Origin of the sequence: Nostoc sp. KVJ3, assembly GCF_026127265.1 — a bacterium.
Lineage (GTDB): Bacteria > Cyanobacteriota > Cyanobacteriia > Cyanobacteriales > Nostocaceae > Nostoc.
On record NZ_WWFG01000001.1, the window covers coordinates 2,890,882 to 2,906,905 of the forward strand.

General features: G+C 41.0%; 16 protein-coding genes. 5 read left to right on the forward strand and 11 right to left on the reverse strand.

Translation table 11 applies throughout. The annotated features are described in order from the left end of the window. Positions 1-312: 312 nt before the first annotated feature. On the reverse strand, positions 313-1,215 hold the full coding sequence (locus GTQ43_RS11265) for a class I SAM-dependent methyltransferase (RefSeq protein ID WP_265272689.1): 903 nt from the start codon (positions 1,213-1,215) through the stop codon (positions 313-315). 341 nt (positions 1,216-1,556) lie between these two features. Between GTQ43_RS11265 and GTQ43_RS11270 the strand changes: the two genes are divergently transcribed. Further along, positions 1,557-3,068, forward strand: coding sequence for an FAD-dependent oxidoreductase (locus GTQ43_RS11270; RefSeq protein ID WP_265272690.1), 1,512 nt, complete (start codon positions 1,557-1,559; stop codon positions 3,066-3,068). A 109-nt stretch (positions 3,069-3,177) separates the two neighbouring features. Then, positions 3,178-3,540 (forward strand): DUF6464 family protein, encoded by a 363-nt coding sequence (locus GTQ43_RS11275; protein WP_265272692.1) that lies wholly within the window; start codon positions 3,178-3,180, stop codon positions 3,538-3,540. A 78-nt stretch (positions 3,541-3,618) separates the two neighbouring features. Here GTQ43_RS11275 and fmt read toward each other — a convergent pair whose 3' ends face one another. The 4 genes from fmt to GTQ43_RS11295 all read right to left on the reverse strand — a co-directional run bounded on the left by fmt (position 3,619) and on the right by GTQ43_RS11295 (position 7,037). Then, a complete protein-coding gene (fmt, locus tag GTQ43_RS11280; protein ID WP_265272693.1) occupies positions 3,619-4,650 on the reverse strand; it encodes a methionyl-tRNA formyltransferase in 1,032 nt (343 codons plus the stop codon). 19 nt (positions 4,651-4,669) lie between these two features. Continuing rightward, positions 4,670-5,044 carry a hypothetical protein gene (locus GTQ43_RS11285; protein ID WP_265272694.1) on the reverse strand — a complete coding sequence of 125 codons (375 nt, stop codon included), beginning with the start codon at positions 5,042-5,044 and terminating at the stop codon, positions 4,670-4,672. Positions 5,045-5,050: 6 nt separating this feature from the next. Next, the gene (locus GTQ43_RS11290) at positions 5,051-5,545 is read right to left on the reverse strand and encodes a hypothetical protein (protein ID WP_265272695.1); all 495 of its coding nucleotides are present in this window, start codon (positions 5,543-5,545) and stop codon (positions 5,051-5,053) included. 73 nt (positions 5,546-5,618) lie between these two features. Beyond that, positions 5,619-7,037 carry an amidase gene (locus GTQ43_RS11295; protein WP_265272696.1) on the reverse strand — a complete coding sequence of 473 codons (1,419 nt, stop codon included), beginning with the start codon at positions 7,035-7,037 and terminating at the stop codon, positions 5,619-5,621. Between the two features lie 201 nt (positions 7,038-7,238). On the opposite strand from GTQ43_RS11295, the gene GTQ43_RS11300 reads away from it, so the two are divergent. After that, positions 7,239-8,720: a hypothetical protein gene (locus GTQ43_RS11300; RefSeq protein WP_265272697.1), complete on the forward strand. Its 1,482-nt coding sequence runs from the start codon at positions 7,239-7,241 to the stop codon at positions 8,718-8,720. A gap of 80 nt (positions 8,721-8,800) precedes the next feature. Here the strand turns inward: GTQ43_RS11300 and map are convergent, their stop codons facing one another. The 6 genes from map to GTQ43_RS11330 all read right to left on the reverse strand — a co-directional run bounded on the left by map (position 8,801) and on the right by GTQ43_RS11330 (position 14,747). Continuing rightward, positions 8,801-9,628 (reverse strand): type I methionyl aminopeptidase, encoded by an 828-nt coding sequence (map, locus tag GTQ43_RS11305; RefSeq protein WP_265272698.1) that lies wholly within the window; start codon positions 9,626-9,628, stop codon positions 8,801-8,803. A 286-nt stretch (positions 9,629-9,914) separates the two neighbouring features. Next, complete coding sequence (locus tag GTQ43_RS11310) at positions 9,915-10,439, reverse strand: cupredoxin domain-containing protein (RefSeq protein WP_265272699.1); 525 nt, start codon at positions 10,437-10,439, stop codon at positions 9,915-9,917. A gap of 147 nt (positions 10,440-10,586) precedes the next feature. After that, entirely contained in the window at positions 10,587-13,250 is a 2,664-nt protein-coding gene (locus GTQ43_RS11315; RefSeq protein ID WP_265272700.1) for a M16 family metallopeptidase, read from the reverse strand. A 253-nt stretch (positions 13,251-13,503) separates the two neighbouring features. Then, positions 13,504-13,947 carry a VOC family protein gene (locus GTQ43_RS11320; RefSeq protein ID WP_265272701.1) on the reverse strand — a complete coding sequence of 148 codons (444 nt, stop codon included), beginning with the start codon at positions 13,945-13,947 and terminating at the stop codon, positions 13,504-13,506. A gap of 62 nt (positions 13,948-14,009) precedes the next feature. After that, positions 14,010-14,522, reverse strand: a complete 513-nt coding sequence (locus GTQ43_RS11325) for a TIGR02652 family protein (RefSeq protein ID WP_265272702.1) — start codon at positions 14,520-14,522, stop codon at positions 14,010-14,012. Between the two features lie 36 nt (positions 14,523-14,558). Continuing rightward, complete coding sequence (locus GTQ43_RS11330; RefSeq protein ID WP_265272703.1) at positions 14,559-14,747, reverse strand: hypothetical protein; 189 nt, start codon at positions 14,745-14,747, stop codon at positions 14,559-14,561. 14 nt (positions 14,748-14,761) lie between these two features. Here GTQ43_RS11330 and GTQ43_RS11335 point away from each other — a divergent pair, with 14 nt between their 5' ends. Beyond that, positions 14,762-15,289, forward strand: coding sequence for a gamma carbonic anhydrase family protein (locus GTQ43_RS11335; protein ID WP_265272704.1), 528 nt, complete (start codon positions 14,762-14,764; stop codon positions 15,287-15,289). Between the two features lie 515 nt (positions 15,290-15,804). Continuing rightward, a complete protein-coding gene (locus tag GTQ43_RS11340; protein ID WP_094333564.1) occupies positions 15,805-15,933 on the forward strand; it encodes a photosystem II protein Y in 129 nt (42 codons plus the stop codon). The last annotated feature ends 91 nt before the right edge of the window (positions 15,934-16,024 follow it).

Below are 16,024 nucleotides of genomic sequence, written 5' to 3' on the forward strand. Positions count from 1 at the left end.
GACTTACGCATTGACAGGAAAGACCTGAAACAGTATGTTTACGTTAATTCACATCATAAGTTCTTTGTAAAATGCGTAAGTTCTATAGACATTTGGTGAAAAAGAATATAGAGACGTAGCACTGCTACGTCTTACAAGATTTATTTGTATCGAGGTTTTTGTGAAATGCTATAACGGATATTTAATTTTTGGAGATTTTTTGTTTGGCGATAGCTACAATTTGAACAAATTATAAAAATAAAAGCACAACATTGTTGTGCTTCTGTAGTTCGTTTATATTCAGTTCGTTGTGACAACAAAATAGTTTCTTAATTAGTCCAGTTTAGTGCTGTAGGCACTAAAACCATAAGCCAAAGTTTCTTTTAAATTACCTGATGGCTTGAGACTTCTGTTAATGGCATTAGCAAAGGGTACTGGAATCCCTTTAATGGTTTCTGGTAAAATTGCATATTCTTCTGTTGGTTCAACAATGTATTCTGGACACTTAGCTTGGATACCAGCAGTCGCTAACATTTCATTTATTTCAGCAGAAGAATATTGCTTAAGATAAACTGGATTTCTGACAAATGGATTCAGCCTTCTAATAAAATTATGGATAATATGAGAAGGACAAGATTTGTTGTGGAATGAATGATTAAAAACGAAAATCCCACCGGGTTTTAAGACGCGAGATATGTCAGCTAATAGGTTTCTTAACTGTGCATCTGGGATATGCATAAAGACACAGTTAGAAATTACCAAATCTATAGAATTATCTTCTAAAGGCAATATTTCAGCAGAATTACAAATCAAGTTAAATTCAGCTTCAGGAAAAAAATTATATTCTTGTTTAACCTTGATTAACCGCCGCAACAAAGGTTCAGAAATATCAATTCCATAATATTTTTCGCATCTGAGATTTTTAGCTTTCGAGAGATGTAAAGGGGCGCGACCATAGCCAGAACCAATCTCTAGAATAGAATCGACAGATTTATTCAAAGGAAATTTGTTCCAAGTACCTCCAGGTGTGCCTGTTAGGAGAGTGTAATCTTGTTTGATGGGCGATGTCTCTGCAACTTTTTCAATTTTTTGGGAACCATAATATGTTTTACCAATTGCATCCCATGTTTTTTTATGTTGAGTATTATTCAACTTTTCATAGTCGCTAGGAAAATAAATACCATCTCTTAATTCAAAGTCATTTAGACTATATTTTGCATTTGTTAATTGAGTCATTATTGATTATTCCTCATGAATAGTTAAGTCTGTTTTCTGTTATACTCTTAACTCAGCATTAACCGCAAGGCATTTTTACGGAACCAGTTCACTTTAGCTTTTCTTTAAGAATTGAGGGTTGAAATTTAAACAAACGCATAGGTGCTTCGCCTTTCCCCAGGGGTAGGGGCGCAGAGGTACGCGGAGAATTTGCTACTAATTTGAAATGTTGTACTTGGGAGCATCCAGTGATGCTACCAAAACACCTATAGTAAAACGACTATTGTAGCAAGCTGTCATCTCATGGAAGCGGGTGCGATCGCGTTACATTAGTTGATGGACTGGAATAATGGGAGGTTAGGATGGTGGAAGGGTTACAACAAAAACGGGTGGTAGTTGTAGGTGCTGGTTGGGCTGGTTTGGGAGCAACCTACCACTTGGCAAAACAAGGCTATGATGTAACCCTTCTAGAAGCAGGTTCTTATCCAGGTGGACTGGTTGCAGGTTGGCAAACAGGTGCAGGGAAATCTGTGGAAGCTGGTATTCATGGTTTTTGGTATCCTTATAAAAATATTTTTTCCCTAATTAATGAATTAGAAATTAATCCTTTCACTACTTGGACTCGTTCTTCGCAATATTCGCCAGCAGGTTTGGAAGTTGAATCACCGATTTTTCAAGATTTACCGCGACTCCCCTCTCCACTAGGAACTTTTCTCTATACTCAGTTTAAACGATTGCCACTAATTGATCGTCTGAGCGCCTTGCCTTTACTTTACGCTGTTGTTGATTTTGACAATTCTGATGATGCTTGGCGGCGTTATGACTTTGTAACTGCGCGGGAATTGTTCAAAGACTTTAATGTTTCTGCACGACTTTACCGCGACGCTTTTGAACCAATGTTATTAGTGGGTTTGTTTGCCCCTGGAGAACAATGTTCAGCCGCCGCAACTTTAGGGATGCTTTACTTTTTTATTCTGGCTCATCAAGCGGATTTTGATGTAGTTTGGTGTCGCGGAACTGTGGGAGAAAAAATATTTCGTCCTTGGGTGGAACGGATTGAAAAAGTTGGGGCGCGAGTGTTACCCAAGCGCCGAGTTACAGACTTAATCGTTGATAGTAATCATCGAGCCAAGGGTGTGGTTTGTGGTGATGAAGTAATTGAAGCAGATGCCGTGATTTTTGCAGTTGGCATCACAGGGATGAAGAAAATTGTCTCAACTAGCCCTAGTTTACAAAGCCGTGAAGAATTTCGTAATTTGAGCAATTTAGGATCAATTGATGTTTTAGCAACACGACTATGGTTTGACCGCAAAATTGATATTCCTCGTCCTTCTAATGCTTGCTTTGGATTCGATGCAAGTACAGGTTGGACGTTTTTTGATCTGAATACTTTACATGATGAATATAGGGATGAGCCGGGAACAGTTATTGAGGCTGATTTTTATCACGCCAATCAGTTTCTCAATTTGACTGATGAGGATATTTTAGCAATAGTTCAGGGTTATTTAGCAACTTGTGTACCAGCATTTCGGGAGGCAAAAATAATCGATAGCAGTGTAATTCGGCTACATCAGGCTGTGACTCATTTTGCACCTGGCAGCTATCGTTATATGTTACCTGCGAAGACAAGTTTTGAAAATGTGTTTATGAGTGGGGATTGGATTGTAAGCCGTCATGGTTCTTGGTCACAAGAAAAGGCTTATGTTACTGGTTTGGAGGCGGCGAATTTAGTGGTGTCTTATTTAGGTGAAGGTCAGCCATCTGAGATTTTAGCTGTAGAAGAGGATGAAGTACATATCCAAGTGGCGCGATCGCTCAACCAAACTCTCCGTGACTTCGGCAAATCTGTCCTACCTGACTTTTGGTTGCCGTAATCCGTAGAGGCGTGAAGAGTTAATCATTAATTATAATCTAAATTGGGTAAGCTAAAGAAATAGCGATCGCGATACCATCTTTATAATGTAAATCAAATCACATAAGCTTATGGAGCCAGACTCTTTACAAACCGAGGTGATTCTGACGCATCCGCGCGAATCTCTCGGTAAAGTACAACTTGATTGGACACCCCAACCGGGAAATTATCTCGATTTTGAAGGTAAAACCTACGCAGTTTTAGAACGCCGCCATCGATACCAACTGAAATCAGGGCGCTACCGTCTGCATAATATTGCCATTTATGTGCAGTCGGCGAAACGACCATCTGAGAAAAGTCTGGTAGGTGGACGTTGGGTAGTTGGTGATGCCACCTGTTCCTACAATGCTCATTCAGAAATTATTCGCTGTGCAGTCAACCCAGATGGCCCTTGCGAATCTTGCCGCTTTTATGAAAAGTTAGAAGCCATTTAATTTTAGATTTTAGATTTCGGCGTGAGCGCTCAGTCGAACGCTTTTTCATTTAATTCAAAATCTAAAATTGGCAATCCCTCAACTACCCGTACCAAAAACTTCTCCCACAGTTAAGCGAGTACCGTTAACAAAATCCCATCCCGACTGGGGACGTTTACCAGCCAGATGAACCTCTCGCAACAGCAACAAACCTTCCCCAGTTTGGACGATCGCACCAATTCCTTTGGTAATGTTCACTACAACTCCCGGTTTACCTGATAAATTTGACAAATCAGGCAATTTATGCATTAATTCTTGTAATTCTGGTGGAAGATTGCGTAGACGCGGAGCGGCTTGTCGCCAGACATCGCCTATAGAACTAAGGGGAACAGAAGCGGTGATTTTTAATAGGTTGTCACGAAAGGTAGCGGTGCAGTTGGGGTAAAAGCCTCTGATTTGATTGTGTAGTTGAATCGCGCTTTTTGACCAATCCAAACCATAATCTTCTTTTTGAATCAGAGGTGCATAAGTAGCTGCTAAATTATCTTGGGGAATTGGTTGAATTTCCTGATTTTCCAACTTCAACAGAGTTTCTATCAACAAATCCCCACCGATCGCAGCTAGTATGAAGGCTAAATCTTGAGTATTATCTAGTAATCCAATGGGTGTAGTAGCTAGTTGTAGCATTGGCCCGGTATCCATGCCTACATCCATCAACATGGTTGTAATCCCTGTTTCCGTCTCACCGTTATACAAACACCACTGAATCGGCGCTGCACCTCTATATTTGGGTAAAATCGAGCCATGCACATTAATGCAGCCCAATTTTGGCATATTTAGGATTTTTGACGATAAAATTTGTCCATAAGCGACAACAACAAACACGTCTGCGTTTAATTGTTTGAGTTGGGTTAAAGTTTCAGTATTTTTTTTCACCCGTTCTGGTTGCCATACTGGTAAATTGTGAGCAGTAGCGATCGCTTTTACAGGTGAAGGCGTAAGTTTATTTCCGCGTTCCCGGCGTTTATCTGGTTGAGTGACAACTCCTAACACCTCAAATTCGGAATGACTCAATAACTTTTCTAATGTGGGTACAGCAAACTGTGGTGTACCAAAAAATACAATTTTCATTATGTAAAGGATGTGGTTTTTACGGTGTGGGCGCAGGACTTGGATGTTTTCCTGCATAGTAGACAACGACTTTCAACTGTTCTTCATCAGGAACGTAAAATACTCTGTCCCCTTTTGTCACCTCATATTCCCATACCCCTTTGTAGGGTTTGCCCTTTAAGGGAAAAACACGCCCAGGCTGTCTGGTGGTTGGTGCAGTACATAAATCCTCGTAACAACGACGTGTGTTTTCTTTATGACGCTGCATTAAAGCTTCCCAGTCTCGATTAACCCGACGATTTTTAGCTACCACTAACCAAGTGTTTTCTATCTCAGATAATGTTGGAGCCGTCAGTTTAACGAATGGTGGCTCCACATTTTCCACTATTAGATTTTCTTCTTGGTTGTCTGTCATCAGAATTCACACGGCCCAAGAAGCAGATGGTTTGGTTAATGGTACTTCATCAGTTTCGGCACTAAAAGCTGCTGCTAGTTCAGGACTAGCAGCAGCTATGGCGCTTGAGTGCCATTCATGGATGATTGCTTCAATTATCTCCCATGCTGTAGTCGAGGAATTTATTAACTGAAAAGCCTCACTTAACTCCTTGATAAATTCTTGCAGATCATCTTTTTCAAATACACTCAGCCATCCATAAGGATGTTTAAAGCCGATTTCCCGATCGAGTAACAGTGAAAAAGCGACGGTTAATATCTCAAACACAGCTTTACTCTGTGTTGCTGCCTTCACGAGAAAAGTTACCTCCTCACGCCGTAACAATGCAAAAGACTGATCGTTACGAGTAATTGTGATTGGACGTTCTAAAGCTTTATCTAGAACTCGCCCAGGCTGACGATTCAGCTCAGTGGCTGTAATTAGTTCATCTGAGTAGATATTGCCAAAATTCCCAATAGACATAGGATATGCGTTTTCAGGAAACGCCGATTCAATGAAATCAATGTTGTATACGTATAATTGTACGTACTATTCATCAGAGATCAATAGGATAGCCTGATATTGCAAAGGCTGGACGATGATGAATCCAAGGATTAGCCGCTTCTAATTGTGCTGCTAGGCTGATGAGTGTAGCTTCAGCCGCAGGTTTACCAATTAGCTGTACACTCATGGGTAAACCCTGACGATCAAAACCTACAGGAATTGCGATCGCAGGTTGTCCAGTTGCATTTGCAGGTGGGCAAGGGGCAACCCACTCAATAATATTCTGGAATGTTTCTTCTGGACTCAGCGAAGCCCATTCCCCCACGCGGATGGGTGAATGTAAATAAACTGGCAATATCAGCACATCCACGGTATCAAAAAACGCTACAATCTGCCGTGCAATTATCTGCATTTGGGAAACTGCTTTGAGATAGTCAGCAACGGAACCTGTGCGTGCAAATAACCAGCGATTCAAGGGCTGCAAGGCTTCAACCGGAAGTCCCGCCGCCGCAACCCCAGCTTGCCAAACAATTTGAAACGGTTCAACTAAACCGCTAAAATCTGGGGATTTCTGTTCAACTTGGTGGCCAAGTTGTTCTAATAACTGAACTGTTTGGTGGACACCTTGCTGACAGTTGGCATCAGCTTCTCCTAAAGGAGAAATGCTAGTGTCAAAGGCAATTCGTAAAGTACCAAGTTTTGTCTGAGTGGCGGCGAGAAATGAGGGTTCAGGATCGGGCAACCAGTAAGGATCGCCTGTAACATAGCCACTGATGGCATCCAAAAGGGCAGCAGCATCAGCAACAGTGCGGGCGATGGGGCCGTTGACGGCAATTCCGGCGAGGCGTTCGCCTACGGGTGCTTTACTCACCCTACCTCTGGATGGTTTGATTCCTACCAAACCACAACAAGCCGCAGGGCCACGAATTGAACCACCGCCATCTGAACCTTGAGCGATCGCACACAATCCTGCTGCTACTGCCGCCGCTGCGCCACCACTGGAACCGCCTGGGGTGTATTCTAAATTCCACGGATTTCTAGCTGGAGGAAAACCCGTAGGCTCACTGTATGGAAATGAACCTAACTCGGAAGTGGCTGTTTTACCGAGAATGGTAAATCCAGCTTGCTTAATCCTTGTGACAACACCATCATCATAGTTAGGGATATTGTTCAGTAATGCCGGATTTCCGTAAGTACAGGTAACACCAGCTACAGCATTCAAATCTTTAATGGAAATTGGCACACCAAAAAATGGCGGTAATTCTGAGGTAGTTGTCAATAATTCTGTTTTGGCTTTGGCATCTGCCTTCGCTAATTCTGCCGTCACCGTAAAATAACTTCCTAATTGGGGATTCAACTGTCCAATCCGTTCTAAATATATTTCCACCAACTCTAGGGGTGATACTTCGCGGCGACGAATTAATTGCGCCAACTCTAGTGCTGGGGTAAATGCTAAATCAACTTCATTCATAGGTTAGTGAATGGGTAATTTTGTCTTTCTCTGGGATTTTTAAACTGAAATTGTTACTTTAGCAGGATTTACGGGAATTATACGTTTTATAGCTCCTAAGATTTGTCACTCAACTAGGATGCTCAGATGTGTAGTTATGTTCTTACTTAAGCCATTTTAATTGTTTTGCATAAACTTTCGACAAATCCCCAAAGGGTATTTATGGCTAATTTAGAAATACTTGTTAGTGAGTTGCCAACATTAATTCAGAGTCTCAAACTGAATATTGGCAATTCTAATGAAATCATGGAACAAATTATCCCGATCAATAATGCTCAAGAACAACTACGAAATATTAATAAATTAATTGTTCAAGAATTGAGATTTGATAATATCAAAAGTTCGGCGATCGCTACACTTCCTCGACTCTCCAATGTAGCTAATGTTGGATTAACAGAGCCAGCGATCGCAGGAAATTTTGGTAATCCAAAAACTAAAGTTTCATTAATTGATTTAAAATCAAAAATCGATGAATGGATTGAATGGGGTTATTTTTTGCAAGCAATCGCTGCTGATATTCTCAGTGACGACCATTTAGTAAATCAACTAGATTCTAATATTAATTATCCCAGTTTATCTGCACAATTTCAGGTAATTGCTGAAAATTTAAGAAATAATATAGTCTGTAAAAGCTCTTATGTTTTAGAACATCAAATTGAAAAAATTAGCAATTGCTCTAAGGACTTATTACAATTGCAAGAGAAGTTAAATTATATTTTTGAGACTATTAAAAATAGTCGTAGCTTATTAAATATTTTATTAGGGGTGTCTGCTTTCTGTGGTAAATCTGGCTTTGCTTTAGAGTGGTTAGATGATGACCACGAATTAATTATATCGAGTGATGGTAAAATTCAAGAGTTGACTGATATTCTGAATGATTGTGATTATTTTAAAGAACAAATTGCTGCTTTAATTCTTCAGAGTGAGACTTTAAGAGAACAGGCAGAAGAAGCCCTAAAAAAGATTGAAGAAAAAAGTAATAAAAAATCAATTAACAGCCAGTATATAGAGACATTACCAAAATTTTCGACACCAAAAATAGTCCGTTCGGCTTTGATTGTAGCATCAAGTTTGTTAATCTTGGGTTTTGGTGGTTGGAAACTTAGAGAGCAAAGTCTCCAAACGCAGCAGATGAGTCTAAGTTTAACTCAAGAAGGGAGTGCGATCGTTCCAGATGTTGACGAAGCGATCGCTAATTTTAAATCTGCTCAAAAACTCGGTATGGAGGCTGCTTTTCTGGTTCAAAATCCACCGCATTCTCTAAAAGTTTGGCAACAAGCACAAAACAAATGGTATCAAGCAATAATCTTGTTAGATAGTATTCCTAATCAAGCATCAGTTTATAGTCAAGCAAAGATTAAATTAGCTTACTATCAGATTAACTATAAATCTATTAGTCAAAGAGTATTAATTGAAAAGAAAGCTTTAGGAAACCTAGAATCAGCCCAAAAACTAGCAATAGAAGCTAATTTATTTGTTAAATATTCACCACATTCGCTACTAATTCGGCAGCAAGCAAAGGATAAATGGAAACAAGCAATCGATTTATTAGAAGCGATTCCAGAGAGGACATTTGTCTCTGTTCAAGCTAAAGAGATGCTTCCTATTTATAAAACTAATTATGCGGCTACCAGTCAAATATAATAACCCTAAATTAGATCCCCGACTTCTTTAAGAAGTCGGGGATCTGGACACCGCGAATTTTTACGGATAATTTATTGCAATTACACCTTAGAACGGTCAGTCAAAATCTCATAACCAGTTTCCGTCACCAACACTGTATGCTCAAATTGAGCCGACAAAGAATTATCTACGGTAACTGCTGTCCATCTGTCAGATAATGTGCGGGTATGTCTAGAACCGGCATTTAAAATTGGCTCAATTGCTAGCGTCATCCCTGCACGGAGTTTAACATTTGGCATTTCGCGGGTACGGTAGTTGAATACTGAAGGTTCTTCGTGCAAGTTACGACCAACACCGTGACCAGTGAATTCTTCGACTATACTAAAGCCGTTAGCTTTTACATGGTCTTCAATTGCTCCAGCTAAGTCAAGTAAGTATACACCAGCCTTTACTTGTTCAATGCCTTTAAATAAAGCTTCTTCGGCTACGCGAATTAATTTAGCAGCTTCTTGGGTTACTTCACCGACAGCAATTGAAATACAAGAATCACCATGAAAGCCTTGATAATAAGCGCCAGTATCTACTTTTAATACATCTCCCACCCGAATAATTTTCTTGGGACTAGGAATGCCATGTACTGCTTCATTATTAATACTAGAGCAGATAGAACCAGGAAAACCATGATATCCTTTAAAACTTGGTGTTGCACCCATTTCACGGATACGTTTTTCTGCATGAGCATCCAAATCAGCTGTTGTCATTCCTGGCTTGACTAGCTCGGAAATTTCTTTTAGGACAGTTGCCACAATTGCTGATGCCTGTCGCATAATTTCAATTTCACGCGACGATTTAATTTCAATTCCTCGTCCTTTTTTTTTGGATGTTGTCGGTTGAGTTGTTTGAGAAAGTAAGTTACTGAAAATGTTCATAGGAAATTAATAATTACTGGTGGATTTGCCGTTAAAGTATCAACTCTTTCTCTAGATTACTTGAGAAATAATATCTATAATTTAAGTTATTTTAATCCCTGATAGGGATTTTTACAGTTTAGCCGCTTCATCTATCAATGTATATATAATAACACATTCACCTCCTCTTGATATTTTTAATCGAAATTGCTCTAACTTATTTTTCGCACGCTGCACACTATAGTATTTAGCTCAATATTTTTAATTAAAATATTAGATCGCTGCCAAATACTGAGTTAAATAATTTTTAATTCTTGATGATAATTTCCCCAGTCATCCCTGCTTCTGTATGTCCTGATATTGAACAACGTAAGCCATAAGTCCCGGATTTTAGAGGTACAAATATCCATTCTGCCTCAGCATTAGGCTTAAGTTCCAATTCGGAAATAGCTCCTTTAATTTCCACTTTTCCGGCTTCAACTTTTTGTGTCCAGATGCCATCAGCAAAATCTTTAGCAGTAAAATAGTGCTTCAGTTGGCTGGGATTGGTAAGCCGGAGTTGATAGCGTTTGCCAGCCTCGAATTCCAAATGATTTGGCTCAAACTTGAGTTCGTTCGCTGAATTACCCAAGCTAATTGTAATTTCTGTGGCTGGTTGCTTGAGGAAATCAAAAGACTTATTCGCCGCCATTGCTGGAGTCGCAGTGATGAAATTTAGGCTGAGAAGCAACGTTAATATCACGTACTTTCGCCGTAATATTTGTAGCCAAGCAGGAGTTGAGAAAGGAAGAGATTTAATTACAATTTGGTATAAATGGTTGTAAATTTTCATCGGTAGTTCTTAAAAGACAATGCTGATGAACAGGAATAATTAATTATGCCTTACCTGAAACTCTTGTAGAGACACGTCTCTACATTGAAATGGGTATGGGTAGCGGGAAAAACCCCTTACTTTATTATCCATGTCCAGTGTCCATCTCTACCGAATGCTTTTCTCTGCTAACACAGATGGCCCAGCAGTAACGACTACGATTTGATCTGAGTGGAGTAATTCACGAGCCGCTTGATTAACTTGCTCAAAGGTGACTTTCTGGATTTTGTCTGTAAAGGAGTGCAATTCTACTTTATCTAGTCCATACACCTCATTCATCAGAATTCTATCTGTTAACTCTTCTGGGTTGGACAGAGAAACGTTGTAGTTGCTGATGAGAGTGCGTTTAGCTGTTTCTACTTCTAGGGCGGTGACACCTTGTTGATGGATTTGCCGTAATATTTGACGAATATTAGCGATCGCTTTACTGCTATCTTCAGGACTTGTTTGCATTTCTATCAAAAATGTGCCTACATTCTTCCCAGCTTGAAAGTAGCTATAAATTCCATAACTCAAACCTTGGCGATCGCGCACTTCTGCACCTAGTCTACTAGATAAGGTATCGCCTCCCAAAATCTGGTTCAATACTAAGGCTGCATGAAAACGAGGATCGTAACGGTTAATACCTGTGTAACCCATATATGTCACTGCTTGGGCTTTACCTGGTAACACTGGGTTGACACTGACTATTTTCTTTGGCATTGACACCGGAGGATATTTTAATGTGGGTGCTTGGCCGCTAACTTCCCAGTTACCAAAATCATTTTGAATGAGCGATCGCACTTTGTCTAGATCAAAATCTCCCACCAGTGCTAACACTGTCGTATCTGGACGATAATGTTTAGCTTTGAAATTAACTACATCCTGGCGCTGAATTCTTTGTAAACTCTCCTCTGTAGGAAAAGTATGTAGGGGATGTTTTTTTGGGTAAATTGACTGCACAAATATTCTTCTAGCTACTTCTGATGGCTCATCTAATTCCAGTTGCAAATCAGTTAAAGTTTGTTGGCGATGCAATTCCAATTCTTTTGCGGGAAAGGTACTATTTTTAACAACATCTGCCAATATCTCCAGAATTATCGGCAAATCCCCCGCTAAACTATCACCCTCGATATGTACGCCTTCACGATGGACTTCAAAGTTTAGACTCGCCCCTCGTTCTGCTAAATTCTTAGCAATAGTTAATACATTATTTTTCTCAGTACCACTTAACAAATTCTCTGCCACAAAAGCAGCCAATCCCGCTTGATTATCTGGGTCAAATTCTGTCCCAGCTTGAATATAACCGCTCAGGGTAACGGTGGGAGTACTATTATCTGGTAACAGTAATATCCGTAGTCCGTTAGTAAGTTTAAATTCCTGTGGTAAAACTTGGGCAATGGCATCTGTAGCTAAATCTACAGGTGGTAAGTACTTCATCACCTCAGAAGGAAGCACAGGTACACCAGGAGAGAAATTTTCTGTAGTTTGGGTTGAGTCTGGTTTTTCACCAATCCCTGTTACCTGCTTTTGGTTTGGTTCAAAAAAGCCTACTGTCCGGGTTTCTTTTGTGAGGTATTGGTTAATAACAGCTACAACATCCATCGGCTTCACCAGACGGACGGCTGCCAAATAGCGGTCTGTGTAGCTATAATCACCAGCAGTTGTCTCATCATTACCCAAGCGCATTGCTTGAGAGGTGATATCACGGTTACTCAAAATTACATCTGCGATTAATTGGGTTTTGCCTCGTTCTACTTCCTCAGTTGTCACGCCTTTTTCTGCTACATTAGCGATCGCGCTACTCAACACTGAATCAATTTTTTTCAAATCTTGTTTATATCCAGCCGTTACCAACACCTCATACCAGCCAGACTCTCGCAAACTGGTAACGGATGCTGTAACTTCACTAGCTAAACCTGATTCCACTAATACCTGATAAAGTCTAGAATTCCGTCCCTCTGTCAAGATGTAATCCATCACATCCAGCGCCGGCACATCTGGGTGATTTGCATCTGGTAGCGGATACACAACTTGTAATAGTCGCCCTGCTCCCGGTTCTCGCAATACGATGGGAGTGCTGAGTGATGGAGATGAGGAAGAAATAACTCCTGCCCCCTGCCCCCTGCCCCCTGCCCCCTGCCTCCTGGGTAGTTTGCCAAATACTTCTTTAATTGTTTCCAGAGTATTTGCGGTTTGAAAATCTCCAACAACTACTAAGACGGCATTATCAGGAGTGTAAAAATTGCGGTAATATTTCTGTACCTGCTCAAGTTCAAATTTTTCGACATCAGCTTTAGTACCACCGACAGGTAATCCATAAGCATGATTGGGAAATGCTGCTTGCATGACGGCGCGGTTGAGGCGATATTCTGGACTATTTTCGTAACCCTGCAACTCGGAAATTACTACCCGCTTTTCACTTGCCAGTTGTTCTGGCTCGATTTGGGAATTTTGCATTCTGTCTGCTTCTAGCACTAAAAGCGCTTTCAGCTTGTTTCGTTCTACAGTACCGTAATATGCTGTTTGGTCGTAGCTAGTGAAAGCATTGGAATCACTACCTAAAGCACTAAATAAACGCCCAAATTGAATCGGACGATTTAGAGTACCTTTAAACATCATGTGTTCCAACTGGTGGGCAATGCCATTCACGCCCGGCTCTTCATTACGCGAGCCAACCTTGTACCACACCTGCACCGTCACCACTGGCGCAGTATGTACTTCCTTTGTCAGAACAGTTAGACCATTTTCCAGCACTGTCTTACGGACATTTTCTGTCAGTGTTGAAGGCATTATTCTTTTTCTTAGCAAGGTTGACCGGATCAATTTTAGATTTTAGATTTTAGATTTTAGATTATTTTGGTTCATGTCCCGCCCCTGGTGCAGGGAACAAATCCTTTCTCAGTTGAGTGAGGTACTTAAGTTATCCCATTTTTAGGAGTTATCAGCATATCTTGATAGTTGAATCTGGCAAAAAAATTTGTTGCCTCAGCAACAGTATAGAAAGACAATTATATTAGCAACAAATTTTCTAAGAATAGCTAAATTATGGGAGTTTTGTTAAAACCCGAATGAATTCCAGAGGTAAGCCATCAGTATCGGCGATGAAAGCTACTTCGTAAATGCGATCGCCTATTTGCTGTTGTGTTGGTTCTAATAATACCTTCAACGGTTGCAATTCTCCGGTTTTACTCTCAGCCGCGACTAATACACGTTCTTGTAAATTTGTCAACCAACTAGGTAAATCTGGTGTAATCTCAGTTAAATCAAAAGAGAGATGGTAGTAACCCACATAATGCTCGTCAGCAAAGGCATCTGGGGCTGGTTTCGGTTCGGGAATTTGGATCAATTCAATTCTGCCGCCTAACCCTTCCATCCAGCAAGCTAGGGTGTAGCCTGTAGTAAAGCGCTCCGAAATTGTAAACCCTAAATGTTCGTAGAAAGCGATCGCTCGATGAATATTCGCAGTCCGAATAGAAGCGTGGTGCATAAGAAAAGTTAGGAGTTAGGAGTTAGGAGTTATGAATTGAATTTAACTCCTAACTCCTAACTCTATTCAAACAACCTGAAATAAGGGTAGCGCACAGGGACACCAGGTTCTTTTTCCAAGTCAAAATTAATTACTTCCCAGCAGGGATCTTCTGAGGTATCGGGGCTAAATTCCACAGGTAAGCCATACAAACGCGCAGCAGTAGCTTCTGGTTGTCCAGAACGCCAAGGTGTACTGCGTTCTAAATAGCCACTCATCAATTCCTGATAGCGTCGAGCAATAATTACTTTTGTTGCTCGATAGCCTTGGGTATACAGCTTGTCTAATGCTTCGTGAATTTCAAAGCGAATACCATCAGGATGAGTATGCTGTCTATACCATTCATTATTCCACCTCCGCCAATGACGGCCAGATTGCAAATGGATTAACTCACCATTTTTAGGATTAGCTTCAAACGCGCCATGACGCGGACACAAATAGGTATCTGTTAGTGTCAGCGCCTGAATAGTCTGGCGACAATGGGGGCACTGTATTTCAGGCCCAAACATCGGGTACTGTAAACCTGGATTCATCATGAAGTGCGTACAAACATAATTTTGTCTTCACCAGCACTAGTGGTTTGGATTATACACTTCGGCTCCACCACTTAGAGTTACTTGCTCACTGCTGCACAGACACTGAGTTGCAGCCGGAACATTGTTCGCTAGTGTATTCCTCAACGTAGAGGCTTGACGGTGTGATATCCTGGTTGTGCAACCAGCCTCAAAGGTTGGAGTTTCTCCAGTATTCCTGAGTACCATATTTATATTCTATCGTGTCTACCGCTTCTTACTGGACATCTCCTGATTTTTCTCAAGCTGCCTTTATCGCAGCCAACGCTGTTGTTATGGGTTCGGTAAATATAGCAGCAGGGGTAAGCATTTGGTATGGAGCAGTAGTTAGAGGAGATGTTGAACGAATTGAAATTGGCGAATGTACAAATATTCAGGATGGTGCAATTTTACATGGCGATCCTGGTTTTCCCACAATTTTAGAAGATTATATTACCGTAGGGCATCGCGCTGTAGTACATTCCGCTTACATTGAGCGGGGAAGTTTGATTGGTATTGGCGCGGTGATTTTAGACGGGGTACGAGTGGGCGCTGGTAGCATTATCGGTGCTGGTGCAGTCGTAACCAAGGATGTACCACCTCAGTCCCTAGTTGTGGGCATTCCTGGCAAAGTGTTACGCCAAGTAACAGATATTGAAGCCGCAGAACTGATTGAACACGCTAAACGTTACCAAAAGTTAGCCTTAGTTCATGCTGGTAAAGGTACTGATATAGGGTTTAGGAAGTCTTAGGGAGTGGGGAGTGGGGAGGATGAGGGGGATGAGGGAGAGAAGGGAGAAATAATTAATTCCCAATAATTTAACTTGTCGCGGAAGTCCCCACCTTCAATGTACTCATAAGGTGGGGATTGTGAGCGGGGGGTGAGGATTGCATCCAGTATTGTTTTTAAGCGGGAAGCAAAAATAAATACTGGATGACGAAGGGCCAAAATTTTCTGATAAAATTATTGGGTCTTGGCCACCAATGCCGTAAGCGAAAACCAAGCTATATAGGTAAGTGTTACAAGAAAAAAATTTGGGTCTTGGGAACCAGGACTCCTGACAAGAGGAGGGAATGTAAGACCAATAGAACTACGCAGTTCTGGAGGCTATTGCCGATGAATTGGGAGAGCTACGTCCGTCTTACGGCGGGGTAGTTCACAGATTCTTTACATATAGTTTGGGAAAAATTGCTCACTTCAGCTAAAAATAAAAATGAGAGCTGTTGATAAAACTTTAATTTCTACTTAAAAGAGGGGTTCTTAGATATGGATTCTATCGATTTCCGTATAGCGATCGTTTTAGCACCAGTTGCCATTGCCGCTAGCTGGGCTGTTTTTAATATTGGCGCTGCGGCTTTAAGACAAATTCAAGGCTTTTTGGACAGAGAAGCTTAAATTCATTAATGGGGTATGGGGCATGGGAAAGAGGCAGAGGGGCAGGGTGCGGGGGGCAGAGGGAAAACTCTCCTCCCTTGTCCCTGCTCCC